Below are 25450 nucleotides of genomic sequence, written 5' to 3' on the forward strand. Positions count from 1 at the left end.
GAGCTTGTGATGGCCACCTGGGACGACGTGCACCGGATCGCCACCTCCATGCCCGATGTCACGGAGCGGGTGCGCGAGGGCGTCGTCGACTGGAGGGTCAAGGACAAGCTGTTCGTCTGGGAACGGCCGCTGCGCAAGACCGATCTTTCGGCACTCGGCGCGGCGGCCCCGTCCGGACCGATCCTGGCCGCCCGCGTGCCGGACCTGGGGGCCAAGGAGGCGTTGCTCGCCTCGGACCACTCGGTCTACTTCACGACGCCGCACTTCAACGGGTATCCGGCGATCCTGGTGCGGCTGGAGCACATCGACGTGGGGGAGTTGGAGGAGTTGATCGTGGAAGCGTGGCACGCGAGGGCACGGCGCCGGTGACGCTGACGAAGTGGATCCGCGAGGTCGCGGACGAGCCGTTGCAACTGACGGGTGACCTCCAGGCCCAGGCCGAGGAGAACACCTGGTCGCTCGGTCGGGCCAGGAACGAGACACCCGTGGCGGCGGAGGTGGTCGCCGCGTTCGAGGACACCGCGCGACGCCTCGGTGAGCGCGTGACGCTGATGGAGCGGACCGCGACGTTCTACGTCTGGTTCGACGTGCAGGCAGGACACCTGAGGTGTTCGACGACCTCGGCGAAGAAGGACGCGCTGCCGTTCGGTTCGAAGATCGACCCGAACGCGAAGCTCGAGGACGTCGTCGGCGACTACCTCGCGAACGTCCGGCCGGAGACGGCCGAGGGGTACGTCCTTCCCGTGTGGACCACGGAGGTCGGGCTCTAGGTGGAGTTCCTCTGCTACCACCGGGACCGGCCCGGCTCGATGCCGTTGCGCTCGGCCCTGATCGAGGAGCACTGGTCCTACATGGACGGCTTCGAGCTCATCGCCCGCGGCCCGACGTTCGCGGACGGTGTGCTCACCGGCAGCGTGCACATCGTCGACGTGCCGGACGCGGCGGCGGCCCGTGCGTTCGCGTTCGACGAGCCCGTCTACCAGGCCGGTGGCTACCGGGACGTGCTGGTGCGCCGGTGGCGCAACGTGCTCGGGCGGACCATGTGGGACTCGCCCCGGGGCGGCGGCCACCTGGTGCTCGGGTTCGGTTCCGGAGAGGCCGCGGACCTCGTGCCCGCACGCCCCGAGGAACTGATCGCGTACGGGCCGTTGCTGTCCGACGACGGCACGGCGTGGCTGGGAACGGCGGCGCTGGTCAGGTCGGCCGACCCGGCCTCAGTCCTGACCGCGGACCGCTACGACGCCGTCGAGGTGCACGAGTGGGAGTTCGGCGGCCGGCGTTAGAGGTCTCCGACGCTGCTCACGGTCGTGTGCCGGGGGAACAGCGTGCCGGTGAGGAACTCGTGCGTGGCCGGGTCCGGGTCGGCGCACGCGTCGGCGAGCACGGTGATCGCGTAGTCGCGGTCCATCGCCTCGCGCACGGTGCTGAGCACGACGCCGCTGGTGCTGATGCCGGCCAGGACGAGCTTGGTGACGCCACGGTCAGTCAGTTGCGCATCGAGGTCAGTGGTCGTGAACGCTCCGACGCGCGTCTTGCGCACCACGACGTCGTCCGCGAGCGGAGTCAGCTGAGCGTGGATCTGGGTGGCGGGGGAGTCGGCGTGCATCGCGTCACGCAGCTCGGAGGTGACCATGCCGGCCATGACGCTCGTGGACGGGATGGCGGCGAAGTCGGCGTCGTCGAACGCCACACGCACCCAGCCGACGTGACCACCCTGGCCGCGCACGGTGTCGATGGCGGTGGTGACGTTGCCCAGCAACGCCTCCGCGCCGGGGATGCGGCCGACGATGCCGGTCTGGAAGTCCATGACGAGCAGTGCGGTGGTCATGTCGTGCCTTTCAGAGAGCGGTCGAACACGTTGACGAGCAGGTACACGACGCCCGCGACGACGAGGAACACCGCGAGCTCGTGCAGGCCGTCGGTGTCGGCGGTGTCGCCGAACACGAGTCCCTGCACGGTGGACGAGACGATGGCGCCGAGGTAACCGAACGTGCGCAGCAGTCCGGCCGAGGCGCCGACGGCGGCGGGATCAGCCTGGCGGTACACGGCGTTCTGCAGCGCCAGGCTGTTGAGGCCCTGGGGCACACCGGTGATCACGACTACCACGACGAGAATCCACAGTGGACTCGACGGGTGCAGCGCGAACAGCAGCACGCAGGCCGCGATCTGGGCGATCGACGCGACGATCAGCTTGCCGCGCAACGCCTGGCTGCGTCCGGTGATCGCCGACACGACGATGCCGACGCCGAACATCGGCAGCATCACGAGGCCCGCCTGGCCCGCGCTGAGCCCGCGCCCGGCCTCCAGCCACTGCGTGAAGCCGTAGACGAAGCTGTACGACACCAGGTACGCGAGCAGCGCACGGCCGTAGGTGATCATCAACGGCGTGTTCAGACCGCTGAGGTCGAACAACGGCCTGCGCTCCCGGACCTCGGGCCGCGCACGCGGGAAGTAACGCCACCCCAGCGCGAACGCGGCCAGGGCGAGCGGGACGTTGATCGCGAGGGTCGTGCGCCAGCCGCCGACGTCGACGAGCAGGCCGCCCAGCGGCGGGCCGATCACCGAGACGGTCTGGGTGGCGATCGCCAGGATCGTGAGGATGCCGCCGGGGCTGTCCTCGCCCGTGCGGTCGGCCTCGTCCCGGAGCAGGCGCATCGCGGCGGGGTAGCCGGCGCACGTGCCGAGGCCGAGCAGCACGCGTGCCACGACGAGCACGACCAGGTTCGGGGCGAGGGCACCCAGCACGCCCGCGATCCCGACGAGTGCGGTGGCGGGGAGGAACAGCCTGCGCGGGCCGTAGGTGTCGATCAGGCGGCCCGCCACCGGTTGCCCGATCGCGGTGGCCACGTACAGCGAGGTGATGAGCCACGCCGTCGCCGAGGGCGGTTCGCCGAACGACGCCCCGATCGGCACCAGCGCGACGGACAGGATCGTGGTGTTGATCGGGTTCAGCACCGCGCCCGCGACCAAGGGAGTGATCAGGCGCCGGTCGAACCCCGGCGACTTCACAGTGGTGGTCATTCGTCCACCACGCGCTCCAGCAACGTCAGCGCCTCGGCGATCGCCTGTCGTTCGGACTCGCTGAACTGCCGCGTCAACGCCTCGGTCAGCCACTCGATCCGGGTGGCCCGCGCGCCCTGGGCGGCCGCGCGGCCCTCCGCGGTGAGCGTGATCAGCTGACGGCGTCCGTCGGCGGGGTCGGCCGCGCGTTCGATCAGGCCCTGCTCGAGCAGGGAGGCCAGCGTCTTGGCCATGGACTGCGGCTTCACGCGTTCCGCGCCCGCGAGCTGACTGGCGGTCGAGGGCTCGTCGAGCAGCAGCAACCGGGCCAGCGCGGAGGCCTGCGGTGCGCTCAGGTCGTCCACCGACGACTCGTCCTGCAGCTTGCGCCTCAGTCGTCCGACGAAGACGCGCAGCTGCTGGTTGATGGCGGCGGGTTCGGTCACAATAGACAGCCTAGACTGAACAGTCTGGGCTGTCGATCTCAGTAGCTGACGAACCGGTAGTGCAGGCCGCTGCTCGACTCCAGCCACTCACCGACGCTGACCGGCTCCCGCTCCACGGCCGGGGCGTACGTGTCGCCCTCGAACGTCTCGCGGATCTCGGTCACCTCGACGCGGTCCGCGAACGGCAGCGTCGCCGCGTACACCGCGGACCCACCGATCACCCAGAGGTCGCCGGTGACGTCCGCGAGGGCCTTCTCCAGGCTGTCGAACGTCTCCGCGCCTGCCTGTTCAGCGCGCGACAGCACCAGGTTGCGGCGGCCCGGCAACGGCCGGAAGCGCGGCGGCAGCGACTCCCACGTGCGGCGTCCCATGAGGACGGCCGAGCCCGCGGTGATCTCCCGGAAGTGCTTCATGTCCTCGGGAACGTGCCACGGGATGGCGTTGTCACGGCCGATCACTCCGTTCGCGGACTGGGCCCAGATCAGCCCGATCACACCGCCACCGGGGCCTTGATGCCGGGATGCGGGTCGTAGCCCTCGATCGTGAAGTCCTCGTAGGCGTAGTCGAACAAGGAGGCGGCCGGAGCCATCTCCAACGCCGGGAACTCGCGCGCGTCACGGCTGAGCTGCAGCTCGACCTGCTCGACGTGGTTGTCGTAGATGTGGCAGTCGCCGCCGGTCCAGATGAAGTCGCCGACGCCGAGGCCGGTCTGCGCGGCGATCATGTGCGTCAGCAGCGCGTAGGAGGCGATGTTGAACGGCACGCCGAGGAACAGGTCCGCGCTGCGCTGGTAGAGCTGGCAGGAGAGCTTGCCGTCCGCCACGTAGAACTGGAAGAACGCGTGGCACGGCGGCAGCGCCATGTTCGAGATCTCGCCGACGTTCCAGGCGGAGACGATGATCCGGCGCGAGTCCGGGTTCGTCTTCAACGTCTTCAGCACTTCGGCGATCTGGTCGACGTGCCCGCCGTCGGGGGTCGGCCACGACCGCCACTGCACGCCGTAGACCGGGCCCAGCTCGCCCTCGGGGGAGGCCCACTCGTCCCAGATGGACACGCCGTGTTCCTGGAGCCAGCGAACGTTGCTGTCACCGCGCAGGAACCACAGCAGCTCGTACGCGATCGACTTGAAGTGCACGCGCTTCGTCGTGATCAGCGGAAAGCCGCCGGCGAGCGGGTAGCGCAGCTGGTGGCCGAAGATCGACCGCGTGCCGGTGCCGGTGCGGTCCTCCTTGCGCACGCCCTCTTTCAGGACGTGGCGGAGCAGGTCTTCGTACTGCGTGTCGGGCATGAACGCACCCTAACTAATTCCAGCGGTCGAACGACGTCACCTCCGCCACGTCGCGTCGCACGGCGACGAAGAACTTCTCGGCGGGGTGGCCGAGCGGCACCATCGCGGCGATCTCCCACTTGTCCGGCACGCCGAGCAGGTCCAGCGCCTCGGCCTGATGCACCCTGATCACCGTGGTCAGCGTGGTGCCGAGCCCCAACGCGCGTGCGGCCAGGCAGAAGTTCTGCACGGCCGGGTAGACCGACGCGTGGACGGGTCCGATGTCGATGCCCGTCACCAGGGACGGCAGGCGTGGCATGAGGAAGAACACGATCACCGGCACGGACGCGAGGGTGTCGGCGAGGTGGTTCGCGGACCGGCCGATGCGCAGGCCGACGGCGTCCGTGCGGTCCGGCGCCATCTCGGCGTAGCGGGTGAACGCGCTGCGGTACAGCCTGCCGACCTCGGCGCGCACGTCCGGATCGGTGACGACCAGGTACCGCGTGGGCTGGACGTTGCCGCCGGACGGCCCCTGCTGGGCCGCGCGCAGACACGTCCACACGTCGTCCTCGGAGACGGGCTCGTCGGTGAAGCGGCGGATCGCCCGCGTCGTCATGATCGCCTCGAGCGCGTCCATCAGAACCTCGTCATGTCCGGGGCGAGCCCCAGCTTGAGCATCGAGTACGTCTCCAGCATCCGGCGCGACACCACCGTGTGCTGCGCGGCCACGTGCACGTCGCGCAGGCAACGCTGCAGAGCGGACGACTCGAACACCGAGCTGCCGCCGCCCGCCGCGAACGCCTTCTGCGTCACGTCCGTCGCCTCGCCCGAGGCGAACGAGCAGGCCAGCCGCAGCCGCGCCTTCACCGGATCGGGTGTCTGCGAGCCGTTGACCGCGTGGTCCCAGGCCGCGCTCAACGCCTCGTGCAGGAACGCGGTCGCCGCAGACAGCCGTGCCTCCATCAGCGCGAGCTCGATCTGCACGCCGGTCTGCTCCGCGAGGCGGGACGTCGCGTACTGCGGCACCTTCTCGACGGCCAGCGCCTCGATCTCGTCGATCGCGCGGCGGGCCACGCCCAGGCACACGGACGCGACGCCCACGGCCAGGAAGCTGAAGTAGGGGAACACCGTGATCGGGCCCTCGATGCCGGGCGTGATGCCGATCGGCCACACCGCACGGCGTGACGGCAGGAAGGCGTCCGTGAGAGAGAACTCGTGCGAACTGGTCGCGCGCAGGCCGGCGGCGTGCCAGGTGTCGTGGATCGTCACGTCCTCACGTGGGTACACGGCCAGACGCGGGCCCACGGGCGTGAGGGTGCCACCGATGACCCACGACGCGTGGGTGACGGCGCTGCCCCAGCCCCAACGGCCGGTCACGCGGTATCCGCCCTCGGTCTGCACGGCCTTGCCCAACGGCGCGGCGGTGCCCGCGATCAACGCGCGCGGGTCGCCGAACACCTCGTCGGCGGCGTCGACAGGCAGGTACCAGGCCAGCGACGACGAGATGGTGGTCGTCATCGCGGTCCAGCCGGTCGAGGCGTCGGACCGCGACAGCTCCTGGACCTCCCGGCTCCACTGCGGCAGGCCGAGTTCGGCGCCGCCGTAGCGCTTCGGGGCGATCAGGCGGTGCACGCCGTGATCGACGAGCGCGGCCAGCACCGGTTCGGTGAGGGCGCGCTGCTGTTCGGCCAACGGCGCCTCGGCGCGGATCAGGGCGTGGAGATCCATGCGCGCGATCTTGCTCCAGCGGTTACAGCTTGGCGAGCGCCTCAACGAGTGGCTTCAGCTCGGGAACGTCCCCGGCCTCCGACAGCGACTCGGACAGCACCTCGTCGTGCGTGGGACGAGCGAGCGCGAGCAGCTCGTGGCCCTTCTCGGTGACCTCGGTGTAGATGCCGCGCCGGTCGGTCGGGCAGAGGTAGCGCGCCAGCAGACCGCGGTCCTCGAGTCGCGTGACCAGGCGCGTTGTGGCTGACTGGCTGAGCACCACGGCGTTGGAGAGCTGGTTCATCCGAAGGTGGAAACCGTCCTGGCGATTGAGGACGTCCAGAACGGTGTACTCGCTGACGGAGAGACCGTGCGCCTTCTGCAGCGCTCTCTCGAGGCGGTCCTCGATGCGCGCGTGCAACGCCGCGAGCGTGCGCCAGCCCTGTGCGCGCGCCTGGACGGCGTCGTCGTCCAGTGACATAGGTCAACCCTTCTCGAATAGACAGCGTGTGCAACTATTGCGTACGCTTGTAATCGTCTTCAACAAGTCTACCGGGGAGAGACATGGATCTGTCGGGACGCACGGCACTTGTGACGGGCTCCACCGCGGGCATCGGCTTCGCCACCGCGGAAGGCCTGCTCAAGGCAGGTGCCGCCGTCGTCATCACCGGCCGCGCCGAGGACCGCGTGGCCGAGGCGGTCGGCAAGCTCAGCGCCCACGGTGACGTGCGCGGTGTCGCGGCGGACCTCGCGACCGCCGAAGGCGCGGCCGAACTGACCGGCCAGGTGCCCGACGTGGACGTGCTCGTCAACAACCTGGGCATCTACGGCGCGAAGCCGGTCTTCGAGATCGACGACGCCGAATGGCAGCGGTTCTTCGACACCAACGTCATGTCCGGCGTCCGCCTCGCCCGGCACTACACGCCCCGCATGGTCGAACGCGGCTGGGGCCGGGTCATCTTCGTGAGCAGCGAGTCCGGCGTCTTCACGCCCACCGAGATGGTGCATTACGGCATGACGAAGACCGCGCAGATCGCCATCTCGCGCGGCATGGCCCAGGAGGTCAAGGGCACCGGCGTCACGGTGAACTCGGTGCTGCCCGGCCCGACGCTGACGCCCGGCGTCGAGGAGTTCATCCGCGAGCGCGTCGGCGACGGCGGCGAGGCGGAGTTCGTCCGCACCGAGCGCCCCACCTTGTTGCTGGGCCGCCTGATCCGCCCCCACGAGGTCGCGAACCTCATCACCTACGTCGCGTCGGACCTGTCGTCCGCGACGACCGGAGCCGCGTTGCGCGTCGACGGCGGCACTGCTCCGACGCTCATTCCGTAATCACAGTGAGGAACTTGCTTTGAACACCGTGAAGCTCAACAACGGCGTAACCATGCCCCAGCTCGGTTTCGGCGTCTGGCAGGTGCCGGACGCGGAGGCCACCCCCGCCGTCGCGGAGGCGCTGAAGGCCGGGTACCGCAGCATCGACACGGCCGCGGCCTACGGCAACGAGGCCGGCACGGGTGCCGCAATCGCCCAGTCCGGTGTGGACCGTGACGACGTCTTCGTCACCACCAAGCTCTGGAACGCCGACCACGGCTACGACTCGGCGAAGCGCGCGTTCGACGTGTCGCTGGGCAAGCTCGGCCTGGACGTCCTCGACCTGTACCTGATCCACTGGCCGACCCCGGCCCGCGACAACTACGTCGACACCTGGAAGGCGTTCGTCGAGCTGCAGAAGGAGGGCCGGGTCCGCGCGATCGGCGTCTCCAACTTCCAGCCCGCGCACCTGCGGCGGCTGATCGACGAGACCGGCGTCGTGCCGGCGGTCAACCAGATCGAGGTGCACCCGTACTTCCAGCAGGCCGACGTGCGCGCCTTCAACGCCGAGCACGGCATCCAGACCGAGGCCTGGTCGCCGCTCGGCCAGGGCGGCGAACTGCTCTCCGACCCGGTCGTGCAGAAGATCGCGCTGGCGCACGGCAAGTCGGCCGCGCAGATCGTGCTGCGCTGGCACCTGCAGATCGGCAACGTCGTCATCCCGAAGTCCGTGACGCCGTCCCGGATCCGGGAGAACTTCGACGTGTTCGGCTTCGAGCTGCCGGACGCCGAGATCGAGGCGCTGTCCACTCTGGACCGCGGCGGCCGCATCGGCCCGAACCCGGACGAGCTCAACTAGTCCGGCGAAAATACGAAGCCCCGGCCCGCGTCAAGCGGTCCGGGGCTTCGCCGGCAACGGGCCGCCTCAGGCCCGCATGACTGTGGCGATCGGGATCCGCGCCGCCCGGATGGCCGGGATGAGTCCACCCAGCACGCCGGCGACGAGGCCCGCGATCACACCGGCGACACCCGCCTCCCACGGGAAGGCGGTGCCCTGCAGCGACGGGAAGCGGCTGCCGAACATCATCAGCGCGATCTGCAACCCGGCGGCACCCGCGCCGATCGCGAGCGCGGCGGTCAGCAGACCGGTCAGCAACGTCTCCGCGAGCACGATGCCCGCGAGCAACAGCCGGGACATGCCGACCGCGCGGCGCAGTGCGAACTCCTCGACGCGCTCGCCGACCGTGGCGAGGCCGACGTTGAGGATGCCCGCGACACCGATCAGCAGCACCAGGAACGCCATGCCGAGGAAGATCAGTCGCATGATCCGGAGCTCGGACTCCATGCGCTCCTTGGACTTCACCGCCTGGAACTGCATCTGCTCCTGCGGCAGGCCCGCGCCGACGAGCTTCGCCTTGAGCATCTGCTGCAGGTCGTCCGTGCCCGGCTGCATGAACAGCTCGAGGCTCGTGCCGCCGCCGCGGAACTGGTTGGCGTTGCTGGTCTCGGAGGCCGCCGGCATCCACGTGCGCAGCTCGTCGAGCCGCATGTAGATGCGCGGCTGCATGTCGCCGTCCTGCACCACACCGATGATCTGCGGCGTCACGTGGTGGGTGGCGCCCTCGATCGTCATCTCGCCGGGGATGCGGTACTGCCGCAGGCCCTTGGCGGCCTCCTCGTTCAGCACGATCCGGGGAGCGAGCGACGGCGCGGTCCCGAAGTCGAGCCAGCTGCCCGAGACCGGGCGGAACGGCTTGAACGGGCGGATGTCGCCGGTCAGCGCGACCATGCTGACCTCGATGGCCTGGCCGTCCGGCTTCTTCTCCGGCTCCTTCTGCTCCTGGCACGTGCCGTTGGAGTCGCAGATCATCCGCGGGCCGTAGTAGCCCCTGCCCTGGCCGGCGTACTCGAACGGCGCGCCGCCCTCGTTGATCGGCCGCACGCCCGGCTCGCCGATGATCGCCTGCGAGCTGATCATCGCGACGGCGTCGGTGCGGCCCTTGAAGGTCGACTCGACGATGCCCGGCGCGCCCTTCTCGCCGGGGACGTACCCCCGGATCGTGCCGTCCTTGCCCGACTGCAGTTCGACGTCGGTGAGCATCGCGCGTTCGGCGATCTCGGACCCCGCCTGCACGGCGACGACGGCGAGAACTCCCAGGAACAGCGAGACCATCGAGAGGAACGTGCGCAGTTTTCGGGCGCGGATGCCCTGTCCGCCGATGACCAGGGCGGACCGGAACTTGCCGGAAAGCATCAGTTGAACCGCCCGTCGCGGAGCTCCATCACGCGGCCCATCTTGCGCGCGTGGTCGTGGTCGTGCGTCACCAGCACGAGGCCACAGCCCTGCCTGGTCGTGTTGAGCAGCACCTCGACGACGAGGTTGCCCGTCTCGGTGTCGAGCGCGCCCGTGGGCTCGTCGGCGAGGATGATCCGCGGCTGCCGCACGAGTGCGCGGGCGATCGCCACGCGCTGCTGCTCACCACCGGAAAGCCTGGTGGGCTTAGACTTCGCGAGGTGCGCGATGCCGACCTGCTCCAGTGCCTCCATGACCTGCTGCCTGCGCTTGCGCCGCGCCGACCAGCCCTGGCCGTTGACCAGTGCCATCGCCACGTTCTGCGCCGCGGTGAGGTGCTTGAGCAGGAAGAAGCGCTGGAACACGAACCCGAACTCCGCGCTGCGCAACGCCGCGGCCCTGCGTTCGGGCAGCTTCGTGATGTCGTTGCCGTGCAGGAAGTACTGGCCCTCGTCGGCGCGGTCGAACAGCCCGATCAGCGACAGCAGCGTCGACTTGCCGGAGCCGGACCGGCCGAGGATCGCCACGCTCTGTCCAGGATGGACGGTGAAGTCCACGCCGGACAGGATCGTGCGCGGTTCCCCTTGTCCCTTCAGGACCTTGGTGATGCCGTTGAGCTGCAGCAGCGGTGCCTGCACCTGAACCGTGGGTTGATCGAATGACTGGGTCATCACGGACCCGTCGGCTTGGTCTGGTCGCCGCCCTGCTGCTGACCCTCTGGCAGGTTCGGGCCCGGCACGGCCAGTTCCTCGTCGCCGGTGAGACCCGACTTGACCTCGATGACCTTGCCGTCGGTCAGGCCCAGCGTCACGTCGGTGGTGCGGCGCGAGCCGTCACCAGCGATGACGTCGACCTTGCCCTTGCCCTGCGCACCCGCGACGGCCTCGACCGGAACGACCAGCGCCTGCGCCGACTTGCCGGTGGTGACCTCGATCGACGCGCTGGCGCCGTTGATCATCTGCACGTCCGCGGGCGCGGTGCACACGATGCGCAGGCCGGTGGAGGTGCTCGGCTGCTGCGGCTGGTCCTTGGGCTGGGTCTGCTGCGGCTGGTCCTTCTTGTCGTCCTTGGTGTCCGGCGTGACCGGCGGCTTCTCCGGGATCGTGCCCTGCGGCAGCGCGGCGATCGTGCCGAGCACCGTGCACGGGAACGGGCCGGGGCCGTTCTTGATCTGCACCACCACGTCGGTGAGCGCGCCGTTGATCTTGTAGGCCTGCTGGCCGTCGATGTCGCCGACGATCGCGTAGCCGACGTGCTTGGCCGACGCGATCGGCATGCCCGCCGTCACCGTCGCCTTGTCGTCGACGAGCCGGCCGCTGAACGTGGACCCCGGAGGCGCCTCGACGTAGTTCGGCGTCTGGTCCTTCCACACCGTGGCGACCCGGATGGGCCTGGTCGGCGTGCCGTTCGGCGCCGGGACGTCGAAGTACCGCACCTCACCCGTGACCGGCGCGACGAGCCCGAACGTCGGGTTCATCTCGACCTTGCCGGTGATGCTGATCTTGGTGGTCAGGTCCTGCCTGGTGGGCTTGACCTTGGTCATCGCCGTGCCGCGCGGTGCCAGCTCCGGATTGGTCTGGTCCGGACCTGACGGACTGCACGCCGCCACGCTCACCGTGACCAGCGCGCACAGCGGCGCGAGAACAATTTTGCGCACGAACGTCCCCCATGTCGTTTCGACCAACCTACCGATAAGGACACCCGATAGGTCCCGGAGGTTGCATCAGTCTTTCGGCCGATGCCCCTCGACGTTTCGGCCCAGATCGAAACTAGCGGCTCAGAGCGGCCGCATAGGTGGAAAGCGCTTCACGGTCTGGCTGGCCGGTCTTCGCGATGAGCGAGGCGACGTGCTTTTCCACCGTACGCGGCGAGATGTGCAGCCGGGTCCCGATCGCCTTGTTGCCCATTCGGTCGGCCAGCAGCACGAACACCTCGAACTCGCGCACCGTCACGCCGTGCCCGCGCAACTGCCGCGGCACCTGTTCCGTGCCGTTGCGGCGTTGCTGGACCGGCGCTCCTGCCTGCCGGAGCAGTCCCCGGCACGCCGACGCCACCGCCGGGATCGTGGCCTGGTGGAAGTACTCCTCGGCCGAACGCAGCCAGGACACCGGATCGCCCCACGAAGCCGCCTCCGCCGCGATCAGCCGCCGCCCCAGATGTCTCGCCAACGGATACAGCTCCGAGGCTTCCTGGGCGAGCTGGAATGCCTCCAGCGCCTCGGCGAACCGGTTGTCGCGACCGAGCAGGACGGCGTGCGCCAGTTCGGTGAACTGCCGGTTCCACCGCATTCCCGACGCGGAGGCCGCGGTCAGTTCCCAGTAGTCGGACCAGCCGAACCGGCCGTCGAGCACGCCCAGCAGCACCCGCATTCCGTGTGTCCCGGAAAGGTGGAACGTGGTGGGGTTCTGCGATTCCAGCGCGAGCGCGCGGTCGAGCTCCGCCATCGCCAGCGGGTGGTTCTCCTCCAGCAGGGCGCAGAACGCGCGGGCGAGCCCGAAGCACAGCGGGTACTCCTGCGCCCCGCTCTTCGCGACCGCCTCGAACTCGCTGATGGCGTCGTCCGTCCCGGCGCGGTCGCCCCGGTGCGCGGCCAGCGTCGCCTTCGCCATCAACAGATAGCGGGTCAGCGCGTGGAACCGCAGGCGGGTCGTCGTGCGCAGACAGCGGGCGATCTCCTCGGCCGCCACCGCGTAGTCCCCGGTCAGCACGGACTGCAACGCCAGGATCGCGTCCACGTTGTGCGCCACCGTGATCGCGCCCGCCCGGCACGCCTCGGCGTGCGTGCGGCCGAGCGACGCGGTGGCGCCGTGCTGCAGCCAGTCGTTGCCCGCCAGGCGAACCAGCGCGTAGACGTGCTGGATCGGCATCTGGTGCGCGTCCGCGAGCGCGAGTGCCTTGCTGAAACAGGTGTTCGCCTCGTCGATGTCCTGCTCGCGCGCGATGATCCCGAGCAGCTGCCACGCCTCGCACGCCACCATCGGCAGCTGTGCCCGGTCCGCCGCCAAAGCCGCCTGCCGGGCGAGACCCGCGGCCGAGGAGATCCGGTCGGCGCTCGGGATGTTCAGCGTGAGGTAGGCGGAGTTGACGTCCAGCTGCGCGACCAGTTCGTCGGGCGCGTCCGGCCCGAGCAACGTCCTCGCGACGCGCACCTGTTCCACGCCTTCGGTGAACCACCCGGCCAGGTAGGCGACGCGCGCCAGTCGCGTGTGGAGCTTCGCGCGCCGGGCGCCGTCCAGCCCTTGGAGGTCGTTCATCTCCAGAGCGAAGGCGCGTTCGAAGTCGCCCGTCTCGGCCAGTGCCGGCAGCAGCGTGTCCAGCACGTCGGCGCGGGCGGCCGCCTCGTCGGTGAGCAGGCCCTGCGCGCGGTCGAGCAACGTGACGGCCGACTCCGCGGCACCACCCGCGAGCGCCCGTTTGCCCGCCTCGGCGAACAGAAGTCCTGCCCTGGTGGGCGATCCGGCGTCGAAGCGCAGCTGCGCGACGAGCGGGCACCAGTCACCGGGCAGGCCGGCGTGCAGGTCCTCGATCGCGTCGGCCGTGCGCCACGACAGGTTCACGCGTTCGGCCGGGGTCAGGTGGGCCAGCAACGCGTCCGCGGTGAGCGGGTGCCGGAACGCGTACCAGTCCGGCGCGGGCTCGTCCGGCGTCACGAGCTGCGCGGCCACCCCGGCGTGCAGGTGGCTCAGCAACGCGCGGTCGTCGGTGCCGGTCACCTTCTGCACCACCGAGAGCGGGAACCGGTGACCCAGCACCGCCGCGATGGACAACACCTCGCGGCCCTGAGGTCCCAGCCTGTCCGTGCGGTGCGCGACGCTGCGCACGAACGCCGCCGGCACCGGCAGTTTCAGCTCGCCCAGCACCTGCCAGCCGTGCGCCCCCGCGACGAGCAGGCCGCCGCTGACCATGCCGTGCAGCAGTTCCTCGATGACGAACGGGTTTCCGGCGCTGTCCGTCCACAGGCGATCGACGAGCTCCGCCGGTACCAGCTCGCTCTCCAGACAGGCGGCCGTCATCTGCCCGACCTCGTCCTGCGAGAGCCGCTGCAGCTCCACCAGACTGCCGGACCCGCGTCGTCCCATCCGGTGCACGAGTTCCAGCGCGTGACCGGGTTCGGTGCGGATCGTGGCCAGCAGCAGGACCGGCTGGTCCTCCAGATTGTCCGCCAGGTACTCCACGACCGCGAGCGTCTCCGCGTCCGCCTCGTGCAGGTCTTCGAGCACGAGCAGGCACGGCGTCTTGCGCGCGACGGACGCGAGCAGCCGGAGGACCGCCTCTGCCAGAACCACGACGGATTCCGTCGTGGACCGGTGGTCGTGCCACTCCGGGATCAGCGTGCCCAGCACGGGTTTGTACGGTCCCAGAGCGGAGTCGTCCGGCGGTTCGCCGCGGAACAGACCCAGAAGTGCTTCCGCGATTGGACGAAACGGCACCATCGGCCCGATCGTCGTGCCGCGTCCTTTGAGCACCCGCATGCCCTCGTCGTACGCGTGCCCCGCCGCGTACCGGGCGAGCCTGGACTTGCCGATCCCCGCCTCCCCGGTGAGGAAGACGGCACCGCCACGGGACTCGCGCGTGTGTTCGAGTGCCCCCGTGATGGCCGTGACCTCGCGATCACGGCCGACCACGTGGGGCGCTCGGGTCTGCATGTCTGGACCCTAACGGTCCTGTGCAGTTCTCCGTATCGGCTGCCCAGGCGTATTAGGGGTGAAAGTTTCCTACTTGTCGCTCACCGTGGTGTCCGAGATCGCGGGTGTGATGGCCACGAACGCGCTCATCGCCATGGTCACACCCATCAACGCACGCGCCCGCGCACCCGCGAAGGTCCTCGGCGCGAGCTCCATCTCCCCGATCGCGTGCTCGGCCGGTTCGGGCTGGTCGGCGGTGCGGTGCAGGGACTCGTTCATCAGGTGCACTCCTCTTGGTCGGGTGACGGTTCCAGCAGCAGGACTGACGGGATCGGGAACCCTTGGCGCAGCAGGCCGTGACCGATGCCAGCCAGACCTGTGAACAGGCCTGGTGACGGCACGCCGCCCGGGGTGGCGCAGTGCGCGCCGTGTTCCTCCAGTGCTCCCAGCAACAACGCCGTGCGACGGGTCGCCGCGCTGGGGTGGTGCGCGGCCAGTGCTTCGACGACGCCCAGTTCGCCGTGGCAGAGACTCATGTCCCGCAACGGTTTCCTGGACGCCAGCAGGCCGGCCAGGCGCTCGTCGTCACGGGCGAGCGCGGCACCGGCCAGACCGGTGCACCAGCCGGTGTCGGTCGGGTCGATGGCGTCGCTCTCCAGGAACGATCGTGCGGTCACGTCGGACAACCTGTCATGAAACGTTGCCGCGTAACGCTTCAGGGCCCATCCGATTCCCGCATGGCCACGGGCGAAACCATTCGCGGGGCAAATAGCGCCACGCAGAGTAGATGCGTAGTGCTCGGCCAAGGCGAGTGATTCCGGCGTGCCCACGGCGAGCATGGCGGCCAACGAGCCCGCTACTCCGTCCACGACGGTGAGCGACGAATCTTCTCGAGGCATCAGTCGCACGGCCTGCGTCAACAGTTGAGGATCGAGGCCGAGCAACGAAGTGAGACGCGCGAGCCCGTAGCAAACGCCGCCCAGGCCGTGGACTCCGCCGCCGACCGCGGTGACGAGCTCCGGCTCCCCGGCGAACATCTCCAGCAGCGCGGGCAACGGCCGCAGGGCGTCGCGCGCGAACTCCTCGTAGCGCGCGGCCCCGGTCAGCGCGCCCAGTTCGGCCAGGAACAGCGCCACGCCCGTGTAGCCGTTCGACAAACCGGCGCCGAGCGGCTGCACCGTCCAGTGCCGGTCGTCGACCAGTTCGAGCCCGAGCCAGTTGACGCGGTCCCTGCCGGTGACGGCGTGCGCGAGGATCTGGTCGGCGAGCCCGCACGCGGCGACCAGCAGCCGTGCCGGATCCGGATCGACCGGGGCGACGTGCCCGTACACCGCGACGCCGCTGTGGTGCGACACCGGTCGCGGTCGCGACGCCAGCAGGGCCGTGATCACCCACTGCTGGTCGTGCCGGTCGACCTCGCTCATCGCCAGGATCTTGCGCGTCACGGCGTGCAGTCCGGGCTCCGGCAGCATCCCCGGAAGCCGGAGCCCGGACGCGGTCCACAGGTCGGTCGACCCGGGCCGGCACGTGAACAGCGGCACGTCACCGCGCCACAGATCGGAGACCTCGAACGGCACCAGCCGGTCGAGCAGCGGATCGTCGACCACGAGCACGCCGAACGCCAGGTCGCGGTCGAGCGCGTCGGCCAGCACGGACGGATGCGTCGACTCGTCCAGCAACCGCGCGTACTGCCGTGTCGCGCGTGCCACGAACCGCACTTCTTCGTTCGCGCACGCCCGCACGAGCCGCAGCAGCTCGTCGCGATGCGCCACGATCGCGTCGTAGCCCGCGCGGAACCCGGCCAGCAGCGAGTCCTGGTAGTCGGCGGGTTCGGCGGGCTCGCCGTGCAGCAGCGGGCGGTTGAGCGCTCCCGACGACGTCTTGGGGCGCCGGACCAGCCGCATCCGGTCGGTTCCCGCGTCGGCCCAGTCGACCGCGTCCAACGGCGACAGCACGCCGTGATCGCCGCCGACCCCGGAGACGTCCGCGACCCCGTTGTCACCCAGCAGCACGTGGGGGAGCAGGGCCGTGCGGTGCACCGAACGCACCAGTGCGAGCGTCGCGGGATCGGTGTCCGGCGTGAGCGTGGGGTGGAACAGCGTCTCGACGTCCACGAGCACCGGTTGGTCGCCGCACGCGATGAGGTTCTCGTAGTGCATGTCGGTGCCGTCGACCGCGTAGAGCAACGCGAGCAGCGCGCCGAGCCTCTTGTAGAACTCGGCGACCCCGGCGACGTCCGCGCACGGCACGTACGGGATGTGCTCCAGCCAGCCGTAGCCGTCGCGGGGGAGCAGCCGCGGTGTCCGGAACTCGATTCCGGTCCGCTTCGAAAGCCAGTCGAGCTGCTCCTGGAACCGCGCGTGCAGCCCGACCGGTCGCGGCCGGTAGATCAGCCGCCGGCCGGTGTCGAAGGTCAGGATCGCCACGGTCCGGCCCTGTCGATGAGCGTCGCCCTGGCCCATCTCGATGGAGATCAACGCGCCGGGATCGTCGTTCTCGAAGATCGTGCGGATGATCTCCCCGCGGTCGCGGGTGAACCGCGACGACAGCTCGTGGTGCGTCGAAACGGCCTGCTCACAGGCCTGCGCGAGCAGTCGCGCCAGCACCGGGTAGCGGTTGAAGACCGACGACAGGCTCAGGGTCCGGGTGAACTCGGTGAACCGCTCGGAGCTGCTGGGCGCGGTCAGGGTGTCCCGGGCGGTGTGCAGTTCCAGCACGAGCGTCCGCGCCGCGATGGCCACCAGCCGGCGGCCGAGCTGTTCGGCGAACGCCGCGTCGAACGGCGGCGCGACCTCCGTGCGGGACGCGTCGATCAGCGGGCGCAGGGCGTGCGCGAAAGCCGCTGTCCAGCTCTCGCCGGTGCTGGTCTCGGCCGCGGAGGTCACCGGGCCAACCTCGCACGCGCGGGCGGGCGGCACATGGGGACCAACCCCCCAGATTTGCGGGCGGTCGTGAATATGGGGGATCGCCACCCATGTTTCGGCGGCCGATTCACCCGAGACTCGATGTCCGAGGGAGGGGAACGGGATGAGGGAGTTCGGAGAACTGCTGCGCACGCACCGCATCGGCGCGGGCCTCACCCAGCAACAGCTGGCTGACTTCGCGATGGTGAGCGTGCGGGCCATCCGCGACCTGGAATGCGGCCGCACCCGCTCACCGCGGGCGGAGACGGTGCGCCTGCTCGCCGACGGGCTGCGGCTCGACGACGGCAGCCGCGCGGACCTGCAACAGGCGGGAGGCCGGTCCGCGGGCCGCACCGCCGTGGCACCGCCCGCACCGGCCGGGCCCGCGGGGCTGATCGTGGGACGGGAGGCGGAGGCGGCGGCGCTGGCGGCGTTGCTGACGGAGGGACGGCCTGAGGCGGGCGGCTACGAGTCGCGGCGGCTGGTCACCATCACCGGCGTGAGCGGTGTCGGCAAGACCCGGCTCGCCCTGGAGGTCGCGGGAGAGCTGCACTTCCGGCACGGCTGGTCGGTCCTGTGGCATCCCGCGCAGGCGAGCCCGTCCGTCGTCGACGGCCAGGACACCGTCCTCGTCACCGATCACCTGCCGGACCCGCGCCTGCTGGAGGCCCACCCGAGGCTGCGGATCGTCGTCACGGCACTCGCGCCGACCGGCCTGGCCGACGAGCACGTGTTCCCGCTGGGAGCGCTGGCCGACGACGCCGCGATGCGGGTGCTGCTCACGCACGTGCACCGGGTGCGGCCCGCGTTCAAGCCGGAGCCGGCCAACCAGGCCGCGCTCATGGGACTCGTGCACGAACTGGACGGGCTGCCGTCCGCACTGGAGTTCGCGGCCGGGTGGTTCATGGTCTACTCACCGCAGCACCTGCTGGACCGGCTGCGGACCAACCCGCTCGACCCGACCTCGGCACACCTGCGCGACTCGCTGCGCCGCTCGCTGTCCACATTGGACGAGGAGGGGCGGGAGCTGCTGGCGCGGATGGCCGAGGGGGAGGACGCCGGGCACGGCCGGTCCCTGCGGGAACTGTGCGTGCGCGGGCTCGTTCGTCGCGTCGGACCCCGGCACGAGGTGCTGAACCTCGTGCGGGCGGCGGTGCTGGAACCGATGTCAGGACCACACCTCGCGGGAGGGGTGGCCCTGACCGGGCCCTGTTAGAACGCGGCGGTCAGGCACGCGAGGCGGTCACCGGCGGTGCCCGCCTTGCCGTGCTCGGTGCTGGAGTGCGTGGCGTGCACGATGACGGCGTTCGCCTCGCCCTTGCGGAACTCCCACTTCACCGTCGCCGTGCCGGTCGCGGCACCCTGCGCGTCGGTGGTGAAGTCCAGCCAGATCTCGTTCTGCGCGTTGGCGTACTTCGGGTCGACGCTCGGCGACACCGGGTCCTTCTCGTTCTGGTAGTGCGGGCCCGAGTCGGCCGGCTTGGCGCCGCACGGCTTGGTGTGCACGTGCGAGCCGTACTTCGTGTTCGGCAGCAGGCCGGACACCTTCAGCTCCACCGTCGTATGTCCATTCGCGACGGACGAGCCGGTGGAGAGCTTGGCGCCCAACGGGATCCGCGCCACGTCGTAGGTGATGCCCTTCGGTTGGTCGCCGGACGCCGCGGGCGCCACCACGTCCGTCTCGGCCACCGGTTGCACGGCCTGGGTCTGCGGTGCGGACGGGGGCGCGGGCTCGCTCGAACAGGCGGCCAGCCCTCCGGTGAGCAGTACGGCTCCCGCGAGGGTCGCCACAGTCGTGCGCATGTTTCTCCTTGAGTCAGCTGCGTTCCAGGTTCCCATCCCCTTCACGTCCACGATCGGGTGACTGGTTCAGATCAGCGTGCGACGAGCTCCGTGAGCGCGTCTCGATAGGCCGTGCACAGGTGATAGTCGCCGTGAGTCTCCACTTTGTCCGGTGACCCGTTCGTCTCGCCGGCGCGGCGGTCGAGGTCGTTCGGTTCCCAGCCGTGCACGGGGAAACCCAGGTAGTCGGTGCGACGCCACAGGTTGATCCAGTTCTTGCCCATCAACCTGGTGAGCCCGCGTTCCGGTGTGTCACCGGGGTTTCGGCGCCACGGATCGCACGAGAACATCGCGCCCGCACGGACTTCCGGCGTGCCCAGGACCGAGGGACCCAGCAGTTCGGGGAAGATCCGCCCGAAGTACGGCCGTAGCTGCACGCCGTAGGTGAGCAGCCGCACGCGCTGGAGATAGCCCTCCGGCAACGCGAACAGCGCCGCCACCGCCAGCACGGCACCCAGGCTGTGGGCGGACAGCACCACCCGATGATCAGGCGACTCGTCCAGGAACTCGCGGGACCTGTCCGCGATCTCCGGCACCGCGCGTTCCGCGTAGCACGGCGGCGCGAACGGGTGGGCGGTGCGCGGCAGGAAGCACATCAGGTCCCACACCAGGCCGAGCGGCCGCCGGTTGGTCAGCATCCCGGCCCCGACGAACGACCCGATCACCGCGACCCCGGCGAGCCCGGTGACCCAGTCGCCCTTGCCCACCACCCACGTCACGCCCGACCACTGTGACCACGAGGGCGAGGCGAACGCCAGGTAGCAGGTCAGCAGCAACGCGAGCACGCCCAGCGTCGACAGCACGCCCGCCACGTTCTCCGCCCGGTGCGTCACCGCGACCACGTGCCGCACCCGCACGACGAGCACCTCCGCCTCGTCGTCGAGCACGGCGGGCTTGGCCACCCGCGACAGCAGCACGACGGCCTGCGCGAGCACCAGGAGCACCAGCGGGACCAGCGCGACGGCGAACGCGGCGCTGAACCACGAGTAGAACGGCGGCGCCTGAAGCCCGGTGCCGACCCAGCCCCGGAACGTCAGCACCAGCACGGTCGCCATCGTCACCGACGACGTCAGCGACAACCCCAGCAGCACACCGGGACCGGCGCCCCGCCAGGCCTGCCACTGGTCACCGTCGCGCGGCCGGGCCCGCCACGCCAGCGCCCCGCCGGCCACGACCGCGCCGATCCAGGCGAGCGGAACCCAGTACGTGGCAACCATGAAGGCGACGAACAACACGAGCAGGACCAACGGACCCTTGGCGTCGTTGCGCCGCCATGACCACGCCGCCAGCACGGACCCGAGCAGCGCGACCGTGACGACCGGCGGCCCCCACGACGTCAGCCACAACGGCCCGTCGAACGCCGGCTCGATCGCGTACAGGCCGAACCCGTGCGCCACCAGCACGAGCACCGCCGAGATCATCAGCAGCCACGACCACAGGCCGCCCTTCTCGGTCGACGGCACGTCCGGGCAGTCGGTCGCCGTCACGACGACCCGTGCCATCACGACCGCCAGCACCCCGGCCGCGAGCACGCTCAGCACCAGGAAGAACGCGTGCCGCCACAACTCCACGCTCGTCACCAGCACGACCACGCAGCACCCCGCCGAGATGTGCAGGCGGGTGAGCCGGCGGATCCGCGGGCTGCCCTCCCACATCGACGCCCTGCTGAGCATCACGCCCGGCCGCCGCACGGGCTTGCGCCGCATCGCCGCCTGCTCGTACCTGCTGCGCGACAACGAGGTCAGCGCCACCAGCCCGAGCAACAGCAGCACCGGCACGACGGACGCGGCGAGCACCCGGACGTGCCGCGCGGGATCGCCGAGCACGTCCAGGAAGTCCGGCAGCCGCTTGCACGTGGTGCCGGGCAGCGAGCACTGGATCGCGTAGACGTCGATCGCCACCTCGCACACCGCGAGCACCAGCAACACCGTCAGCCCCAGCCCGAAGAGCCGCGTCGACGCCGCGCCGCGCCCGGCGTTCCACCAGGCCATGTGCTTCGTCGTCGGCGTCGAGTCGTCGGGGAGTTTCCGGGACCAGTAGGCGACGTTCGCCAGCCCGAACGGCAGCAGCAGCGCCCAGCCGATCCGCCCCAGCACGTTCGCGAGCACCGACGGCACCCCGCTGCCCGGCACACCCGGACTGCTGCGCGCCATGCCGCCCCACGAGTACGCCTCGCGCCGCACGGCCGCGGGCACCTGCCCGGGGTGATCCGGTGGCAGCTCGGCGAGCTTGTCCGGCTTCGGCCGCCAGAAGCTGCCGAACCGGTCGCCGCGGAACTGTTCGACGGCGTGCTCGGGAAGGGCCAGCATCGCGTCCGGGGGTGTGTTGTTGACCCCGTGGATGCGCAGTTCCAGGACCCGTGGGTGCATGACCGGCCTCCCCTTTACTCCAGTTGTCGTCCTCAAAACTGCTCCAGTTAGCGGCCGAACGGGTGAAACAGGTGTATCCAGACGCCCTGGAAAGCCTCTACTGGACAAGGAGGCCCCACCATGACCACAACCGCTCACCCGAACGTCGCAAACTCCGTCGGACTCGCCGAGTTCCACGCGACGGCGGGCACCCTCACCCTGGCGCAGCGCAAGCTCATCGTCGACCAGGCGCTGATCCTGCTGGAGCAGAACTACGCGCACCTCCCTCTCAAGGTCGCCATGCACGCGGTGAACCCTGTGCAAAGACTCAGAGTTCTCCGAGCCAGACTCGAACGGCAGACCGATGCCACCGCCGAGCCGGAGTGGCAGTTCCACCGCGAGCTGTCGAGCACCTTCCACTCGGTGCGCGACCTGCACACGAACTACCTCTTGCCCGCGCCGTTCGCGGGCAAGATCGCCTTCCTGCCGTTCCAGCTGGAGCGCTGTTTCGCCGCCGACGGCACCGAGCAGTACCTCGTCGCCCGCACGGTCGCGAACTTCAACGGCCTCGCGGTCGGCGCCGAGGTGACGCACTGGAACGGCACGCCGATCGCCCGCGCGGTCGCGTTGAACGGCGCGATCTTCGCCGGCAGCAACACCGCCGCGAACCTGGCCCGCGGCCTCGAGTCGCTCACGTTGCGCCCCTTGGTGATCCAGCTCCCGCCCGACGAGGACTGGGTCGTCGTCAGCTACCGCGACGAGACCGGCGCCGCCGAGGACATCCGGGTCGACTGGCAGGTCACGGAGAACCTCCCCCCGATGACCGACGTCGACGCGCTGAGCCCCGCCGCGGCCGCCCAGGGCGTCGACCTGGACTCCGACGAGAAGGCGCGCGCCAAGAAGTTGTTGCACGCGCCCAAGGTCGTGCAGGCCGAGGCCGCCGGCGGCGCGGTCGCGATGGCGTCGCAGGACGTGGCGACGACGATGCCCGGCGTGTTCCGGGCGCGTCCGGTCACCACGCCGTCCGGCACGTTCGGGCACCTGCGGATCTTCACGTTCAGCGTCGACGACCCGGACGCGTTCCTCGCCGAGTTCGTCCGGCTCGCGAACCTGTTGCCGCAGAACGGACTCATCGTCGACGTCCGGGACAACGGCGGCGGCCACATCTTCGCCTCGGAGTTCCTGCTGCAGACGATGACGCCGCGGCCCGTGCAGCCGGAGCCGGTGCAGTTCCTGAGCACGCCGCTGAACCTGCGGATCTGCCGCCGGCACGCGGAGGACCCGACCGGGCAGATCGATCTCGGCCCGTGGTTCCCGTCGCTCGACAGCTCGACCGAGACGGGCCAGGCGTTCTCCTGCTCGCACACGATCACGCCGGTCGACGGCGCGAACGCGGTGGGCCAGACGTATCACGGCCCGGTCCTGCTGATCACCGACGCGCGCTGCTACTCGGCCACGGACATCTTCGCGGCGGGCTGGGCCGACCACGAACTGGGCCCGATCCTCGGCGTGGACGACAACACCGGCGCGGGCGGCGCGAACGTGTGGACGCACGGGCTGCTGAAGACGTTGCTGACGATCCCGGCGCCGGGCGACGCCGAGTCGCCGTACAAGGCGTTGCCCAACAAGGCGAACATGCGCGTGTCGATCCGCCGCACGTTGCGCGTCGGCAAGCTCGCCGGCACACCGGTGGAGGACCTGGGGGTGCGCCCGACGCACCAGCACAAGGTCACCCGCGCGGACCTGTTGCAGGGCAACGTGGATCTGCTCGCCAGGGCGGGAGAGCTGTTGAAGGCGCTGCCGGTGCGGCGGCTCGGAGTGGCGGTCGAGGGAACGACCGTCTCCCTGGACACCGTGAACCTCGACCGGGTGGACGTCTACGTCGACGGCCGCCCCGCCACCTCGCTGGACGTGACCGACGGCGCGCACACCGCGACGTTGACCGCGACCGGGCGCGAGGTGCGCGTCGAGGGCTTCGCGGACGGGCAGCTGGTGGCCGCGCGCAAGGTCGCCAGTTGATCGGGCGGGCGCTTCCGGTGACTCCATGACCGGAAGCGCCCGCTCTCTCCTCTTCCGGACTAGCGCGTGAAGGTGAGCGCGCGGTCGGAGGCCAGAACCGCCAGCTGCGCCTCGGTGCCCGGAGTCCAGGCCTGGACCCAGACCACCTCACCGTTGCGGCGGAAGTTGCGGGCCTCCGTGATGCCGAACTGCTCGTTCTTCGAGAACACGGTCACGCCGCCCCGGTGGTCGCTGACCTGGCCGGTGCAGTGCGCCCACGGCTGCTCGCAGTACTCCTCCGGCGACCACGCGTGCTGGCCAGGAGCGTTGACCTGCGTGTACGTCCGGACGTTCTGACCCTGGTAGGAGAACGTCACCGTGTTGCCCATGTACTGCATGTCGTCGAACACGCCCTCGGCCTCGCCACCCCAGTCGCCGGGCGAGACGTTCTGCGCGCCGCGGAAGGCCCGCGGGTAGGTCCGCTGTTGCTGGGCGGAGAACGCGTCCGCCTGCTTCTGCAGTTCCGCCTTGGTCTTGTGGACCGGCGTGACGTCCTTCGGCGGCCACGTCAGGCCGGTCCGAGCGGACGCCGTGCCCGCGAGACCGAGCAGTGCGAGGCCCGTCAGGGCAGCCGCCATCACGTTGCGCATGCGCATGAATCCCCCTGGTGATCGTTCGCTTGCGAAGAAGAAGACGCCGCAAGATCACCGGGGGTTGCATTCAAGATCGTTCCTAGAGCCAGCCCCGCCGCATCGCCTGCACACCCGCCTGGAACCGCGTCTGCGCCCCGCACCGGTCCATCAGCTGCCGCACCCGCCGCTGCACCGTGCGCGGCGCGAGCCCGAGCTGCCGCGCGATCGACTCGTCGGTCAGCCCGGCGGCGAGCAGGCCGAGCAGGTTCGGGTCCACATCGGACGCCGCCGCGTAGATGCCGCCGGGGCTGAACGGGATTCCCTTGTCCCAGTACAGCTCGAACGTCGAGCGCAGCACGTCGAGCAGCGCGGACGGCCGGATCAGCAGCACCTTGTCGATCACGTCGCCGGACGCCACCGGCAGCACCGCAGCGTGCGCGTCGATCACGGCGAGCTTGAACGGCAGCGTCGGCGTGACGCGGGCGCGTTCGCCGGCCGCGACCAGTTCGATGATCTCGGTGACGCGGCCCGGCAGGTCGACGGCGGACCTGTCGTAGACCACGCGCCACTGCACGTCCCGTTGCCGCGTCGAGTCCTCCAGCTCGGCGTGCTCCTCCTGCGGAGACAGGTACGGCGGCTGGTCGAGGACGCAGACCTCCTCGCGGGCGCCGCCCAGCAGGGTGCGCCACAAATCGCGCACGGCGTCCTTTCCGGACACCACCTCGACGAACGCGTTGTCGGCCAGCTCCTCGTCGCGGTTGCGCAGGTACAGCTCCATCAACGGGCCGACGTCCGCGCGGGCCCGGCGGTTGGCCTCCTCGCGGGCCGCGATCAGCGCCTCCACGGCGAGGTCGGGCGGGACGGCCTGCCACACGTCGCCGGGCAGGTGCCGGACCATGCCGAGCTCCCGCATCGACTCCAGCAGGGCGGTGGACGCGCCGATCTCGTCGGTCGTGCGGCTGCCGCCCGTTACCAGAAGCTCGTAAACAGCGGTCTGTTCCGCGTTGACGCCCAGGTGTCCCAACACGGCCACATTGTGCGCCATTCAGCGCAGTACCCCTGTCGTGAACACGCCAGTGTC

Annotated in this window: 25 protein-coding genes; 7 read left to right on the forward strand and 18 right to left on the reverse strand. The window is 70.2% G+C overall.

Annotated elements, in window-relative coordinates; translation table 11 throughout:
• Positions 1-9: 9 nt before the first annotated feature.
• Genes ACIQF0_RS03820 through ACIQF0_RS03830 form a run of 3 tightly spaced genes read left to right on the forward strand, consistent with a single transcriptional unit; the run spans position 10 to position 1283 of the window.
• The gene (locus tag ACIQF0_RS03820) at positions 10-369 is read left to right on the forward strand and encodes an MmcQ/YjbR family DNA-binding protein (RefSeq protein ID WP_360030533.1); all 360 of its coding nucleotides are present in this window, start codon (positions 10-12) and stop codon (positions 367-369) included.
• The gene (locus tag ACIQF0_RS03825) at positions 342-770 is read left to right on the forward strand and encodes a hypothetical protein (protein ID WP_401024119.1); all 429 of its coding nucleotides are present in this window, start codon (positions 342-344) and stop codon (positions 768-770) included. Before ACIQF0_RS03820 ends, ACIQF0_RS03825 begins: the two co-directional genes overlap by 28 nt.
• Complete coding sequence (locus ACIQF0_RS03830; protein WP_401024121.1) at positions 771-1283, forward strand: YciI family protein; 513 nt, start codon at positions 771-773, stop codon at positions 1281-1283.
• On the opposite strand, the gene ACIQF0_RS03835 is transcribed toward ACIQF0_RS03830, so the two are convergent.
• The 8 genes from ACIQF0_RS03835 to ACIQF0_RS03870 are packed head-to-tail and all read right to left on the reverse strand — an operon-like array spanning position 1280 to position 6901.
• Positions 1280-1828: a cysteine hydrolase family protein gene (locus ACIQF0_RS03835; protein ID WP_401024124.1), complete on the reverse strand. Its 549-nt coding sequence runs from the start codon at positions 1826-1828 to the stop codon at positions 1280-1282. The genes ACIQF0_RS03830 and ACIQF0_RS03835 overlap by 4 nt on opposite strands.
• Positions 1825-3021: an MFS transporter gene (locus ACIQF0_RS03840; protein WP_401024127.1), complete on the reverse strand. Its 1197-nt coding sequence runs from the start codon at positions 3019-3021 to the stop codon at positions 1825-1827. The genes ACIQF0_RS03835 and ACIQF0_RS03840 overlap by 4 nt, the downstream gene beginning before the upstream one ends.
• A complete protein-coding gene (locus tag ACIQF0_RS03845) occupies positions 3018-3446 on the reverse strand; it encodes a MarR family winged helix-turn-helix transcriptional regulator (protein WP_401024128.1) in 429 nt (142 codons plus the stop codon). Before ACIQF0_RS03845 ends, ACIQF0_RS03840 begins: the two co-directional genes overlap by 4 nt.
• Before the next feature lie 38 nt (positions 3447-3484).
• Positions 3485-3940 carry a dihydrofolate reductase gene (locus ACIQF0_RS03850; protein ID WP_401024131.1) on the reverse strand — a complete coding sequence of 152 codons (456 nt, stop codon included), beginning with the start codon at positions 3938-3940 and terminating at the stop codon, positions 3485-3487.
• On the reverse strand, positions 3937-4734 hold the full coding sequence (locus tag ACIQF0_RS03855; RefSeq protein WP_401024133.1) for a thymidylate synthase: 798 nt from the start codon (positions 4732-4734) through the stop codon (positions 3937-3939). The genes ACIQF0_RS03850 and ACIQF0_RS03855 overlap by 4 nt, the downstream gene beginning before the upstream one ends.
• Positions 4735-4747: 13 nt before the next feature.
• Complete coding sequence (locus ACIQF0_RS03860) at positions 4748-5350, reverse strand: nitroreductase family protein (protein ID WP_401024135.1); 603 nt, start codon at positions 5348-5350, stop codon at positions 4748-4750.
• The gene (locus tag ACIQF0_RS03865) at positions 5350-6441 is read right to left on the reverse strand and encodes an acyl-CoA dehydrogenase family protein (RefSeq protein ID WP_401024138.1); all 1092 of its coding nucleotides are present in this window, start codon (positions 6439-6441) and stop codon (positions 5350-5352) included. Before ACIQF0_RS03865 ends, ACIQF0_RS03860 begins: the two co-directional genes overlap by 1 nt.
• 22 nt (positions 6442-6463) lie before the next feature.
• The gene (locus ACIQF0_RS03870; RefSeq protein ID WP_360030514.1) at positions 6464-6901 is read right to left on the reverse strand and encodes a MarR family transcriptional regulator; all 438 of its coding nucleotides are present in this window, start codon (positions 6899-6901) and stop codon (positions 6464-6466) included.
• Positions 6902-6984: 83 nt separating this feature from the next.
• Here ACIQF0_RS03870 and ACIQF0_RS03875 point away from each other — a divergent pair, with 83 nt between their 5' ends.
• Both ACIQF0_RS03875 and ACIQF0_RS03880 read left to right on the forward strand, forming a co-directional pair.
• Entirely contained in the window at positions 6985-7749 is a 765-nt protein-coding gene (locus ACIQF0_RS03875; protein WP_401024141.1) for an SDR family NAD(P)-dependent oxidoreductase, read from the forward strand.
• A gap of 52 nt (positions 7750-7801) precedes the next feature.
• Positions 7802-8587 carry an aldo/keto reductase gene (locus ACIQF0_RS03880; RefSeq protein WP_401027681.1) on the forward strand — a complete coding sequence of 262 codons (786 nt, stop codon included), beginning with the start codon at positions 7802-7804 and terminating at the stop codon, positions 8585-8587.
• Positions 8588-8653: 66 nt separating this feature from the next.
• Here ACIQF0_RS03880 and ACIQF0_RS03885 read toward each other — a convergent pair whose 3' ends face one another.
• The 6 genes from ACIQF0_RS03885 to ACIQF0_RS03910 all read right to left on the reverse strand — a co-directional run bounded on the left by ACIQF0_RS03885 (position 8654) and on the right by ACIQF0_RS03910 (position 17531).
• On the reverse strand, positions 8654-9982 hold the full coding sequence (locus ACIQF0_RS03885) for an ABC transporter permease (protein WP_360030511.1): 1329 nt from the start codon (positions 9980-9982) through the stop codon (positions 8654-8656).
• Entirely contained in the window at positions 9982-10692 is a 711-nt protein-coding gene (locus ACIQF0_RS03890; protein ID WP_360030509.1) for an ABC transporter ATP-binding protein, read from the reverse strand. The genes ACIQF0_RS03885 and ACIQF0_RS03890 overlap by 1 nt, the downstream gene beginning before the upstream one ends.
• Positions 10692-11678 carry an efflux RND transporter periplasmic adaptor subunit gene (locus ACIQF0_RS03895; protein ID WP_401024145.1) on the reverse strand — a complete coding sequence of 329 codons (987 nt, stop codon included), beginning with the start codon at positions 11676-11678 and terminating at the stop codon, positions 10692-10694. The genes ACIQF0_RS03890 and ACIQF0_RS03895 overlap by 1 nt, the downstream gene beginning before the upstream one ends.
• 112 nt (positions 11679-11790) lie before the next feature.
• Positions 11791-14667 carry an AAA family ATPase gene (locus ACIQF0_RS03900; protein ID WP_401024148.1) on the reverse strand — a complete coding sequence of 959 codons (2877 nt, stop codon included), beginning with the start codon at positions 14665-14667 and terminating at the stop codon, positions 11791-11793.
• 69 nt (positions 14668-14736) lie between these two features.
• Positions 14737-14925, reverse strand: coding sequence for a hypothetical protein (locus tag ACIQF0_RS03905; protein WP_330277548.1), 189 nt, complete (start codon positions 14923-14925; stop codon positions 14737-14739).
• Positions 14925-17531, reverse strand: coding sequence for a type 2 lanthipeptide synthetase LanM family protein (locus tag ACIQF0_RS03910; protein WP_401024151.1), 2607 nt, complete (start codon positions 17529-17531; stop codon positions 14925-14927). The genes ACIQF0_RS03905 and ACIQF0_RS03910 overlap by 1 nt, the downstream gene beginning before the upstream one ends.
• 142 nt (positions 17532-17673) lie before the next feature.
• On the opposite strand from ACIQF0_RS03910, the gene ACIQF0_RS03915 reads away from it, so the two are divergent.
• Positions 17674-18765, forward strand: a complete 1092-nt coding sequence (locus ACIQF0_RS03915; RefSeq protein ID WP_401024154.1) for a helix-turn-helix domain-containing protein — start codon at positions 17674-17676, stop codon at positions 18763-18765.
• On the opposite strand, the gene ACIQF0_RS03920 is transcribed toward ACIQF0_RS03915, so the two are convergent.
• Positions 18762-19352: a superoxide dismutase family protein gene (locus ACIQF0_RS03920; protein ID WP_401024156.1), complete on the reverse strand. Its 591-nt coding sequence runs from the start codon at positions 19350-19352 to the stop codon at positions 18762-18764. The genes ACIQF0_RS03915 and ACIQF0_RS03920 overlap by 4 nt on opposite strands.
• A 71-nt stretch (positions 19353-19423) precedes the next feature.
• Positions 19424-21760: a hypothetical protein gene (locus ACIQF0_RS03925; RefSeq protein ID WP_401024159.1), complete on the reverse strand. Its 2337-nt coding sequence runs from the start codon at positions 21758-21760 to the stop codon at positions 19424-19426.
• Between the two features lie 120 nt (positions 21761-21880).
• Here ACIQF0_RS03925 and ACIQF0_RS03930 point away from each other — a divergent pair, with 120 nt between their 5' ends.
• Entirely contained in the window at positions 21881-23758 is a 1878-nt protein-coding gene (locus tag ACIQF0_RS03930) for a S41 family peptidase (protein ID WP_401024162.1), read from the forward strand.
• A gap of 59 nt (positions 23759-23817) precedes the next feature.
• Here ACIQF0_RS03930 and ACIQF0_RS03935 read toward each other — a convergent pair whose 3' ends face one another.
• Together ACIQF0_RS03935 and ACIQF0_RS03940 are read right to left on the reverse strand one after the other, a co-directional pair.
• Complete coding sequence (locus ACIQF0_RS03935; RefSeq protein WP_401024163.1) at positions 23818-24393, reverse strand: hypothetical protein; 576 nt, start codon at positions 24391-24393, stop codon at positions 23818-23820.
• Positions 24394-24469: 76 nt separating this feature from the next.
• Positions 24470-25396: a LuxR C-terminal-related transcriptional regulator gene (locus ACIQF0_RS03940; RefSeq protein ID WP_360030491.1), complete on the reverse strand. Its 927-nt coding sequence runs from the start codon at positions 25394-25396 to the stop codon at positions 24470-24472.
• Positions 25397-25450: the final 54 nt, after the last annotated feature.

This window comes from Lentzea sp. NPDC092896, assembly GCF_044754905.1.
In the GTDB taxonomy this organism is placed as follows: domain Bacteria; phylum Actinomycetota; class Actinomycetes; order Mycobacteriales; family Pseudonocardiaceae; genus Lentzea.

Excerpts from the sequence above, each read along its gene's own strand:
- ACIQF0_RS03890 (WP_360030509.1), bottom strand. The coding sequence starts at position 10,692 with ATGACCCAGTCATTCGATCAACCCACGGTTCAGGTGCAGGCACCGCTG.
- ACIQF0_RS03860 (WP_401024135.1), bottom strand. The coding sequence starts at position 5,350 with ATGGACGCGCTCGAGGCGATCATGACGACGCGGGCGATCCGCCGCTTC.
- ACIQF0_RS03880 (WP_401027681.1), top strand. The coding sequence starts at position 7,802 with ATGCCCCAGCTCGGTTTCGGCGTCTGGCAGGTGCCGGACGCGGAGGCC.
- ACIQF0_RS03885 (WP_360030511.1), bottom strand. The coding sequence starts at position 9,982 with ATGCTTTCCGGCAAGTTCCGGTCCGCCCTGGTCATCGGCGGACAGGGC.
- ACIQF0_RS03840 (WP_401024127.1), bottom strand. The coding sequence starts at position 3,021 with ATGACCACCACTGTGAAGTCGCCGGGGTTCGACCGGCGCCTGATCACT.
- ACIQF0_RS03915 (WP_401024154.1), top strand. The coding sequence starts at position 17,674 with ATGAGGGAGTTCGGAGAACTGCTGCGCACGCACCGCATCGGCGCGGGC.
- ACIQF0_RS03820 (WP_360030533.1), top strand. The coding sequence starts at position 10 with ATGGCCACCTGGGACGACGTGCACCGGATCGCCACCTCCATGCCCGAT.
- ACIQF0_RS03925 (WP_401024159.1), bottom strand. The coding sequence starts at position 21,760 with ATGCACCCACGGGTCCTGGAACTGCGCATCCACGGGGTCAACAACACA.
- ACIQF0_RS03865 (WP_401024138.1), bottom strand. The coding sequence starts at position 6,441 with ATGGATCTCCACGCCCTGATCCGCGCCGAGGCGCCGTTGGCCGAACAG.
- ACIQF0_RS03900 (WP_401024148.1), bottom strand. The coding sequence starts at position 14,667 with ATGCAGACCCGAGCGCCCCACGTGGTCGGCCGTGATCGCGAGGTCACG.
- ACIQF0_RS03870 (WP_360030514.1), bottom strand. The coding sequence starts at position 6,901 with ATGTCACTGGACGACGACGCCGTCCAGGCGCGCGCACAGGGCTGGCGC.
- ACIQF0_RS03905 (WP_330277548.1), bottom strand. The coding sequence starts at position 14,925 with ATGAACGAGTCCCTGCACCGCACCGCCGACCAGCCCGAACCGGCCGAG.
- ACIQF0_RS03835 (WP_401024124.1), bottom strand. The coding sequence starts at position 1,828 with ATGACCACCGCACTGCTCGTCATGGACTTCCAGACCGGCATCGTCGGC.
- ACIQF0_RS03875 (WP_401024141.1), top strand. The coding sequence starts at position 6,985 with ATGGATCTGTCGGGACGCACGGCACTTGTGACGGGCTCCACCGCGGGC.
- ACIQF0_RS03855 (WP_401024133.1), bottom strand. The coding sequence starts at position 4,734 with ATGCCCGACACGCAGTACGAAGACCTGCTCCGCCACGTCCTGAAAGAG.
- ACIQF0_RS03930 (WP_401024162.1), top strand. The coding sequence starts at position 21,881 with ATGACCACAACCGCTCACCCGAACGTCGCAAACTCCGTCGGACTCGCC.
- ACIQF0_RS03935 (WP_401024163.1), bottom strand. The coding sequence starts at position 24,393 with ATGCGCATGCGCAACGTGATGGCGGCTGCCCTGACGGGCCTCGCACTG.
- ACIQF0_RS03920 (WP_401024156.1), bottom strand. The coding sequence starts at position 19,352 with ATGCGCACGACTGTGGCGACCCTCGCGGGAGCCGTACTGCTCACCGGA.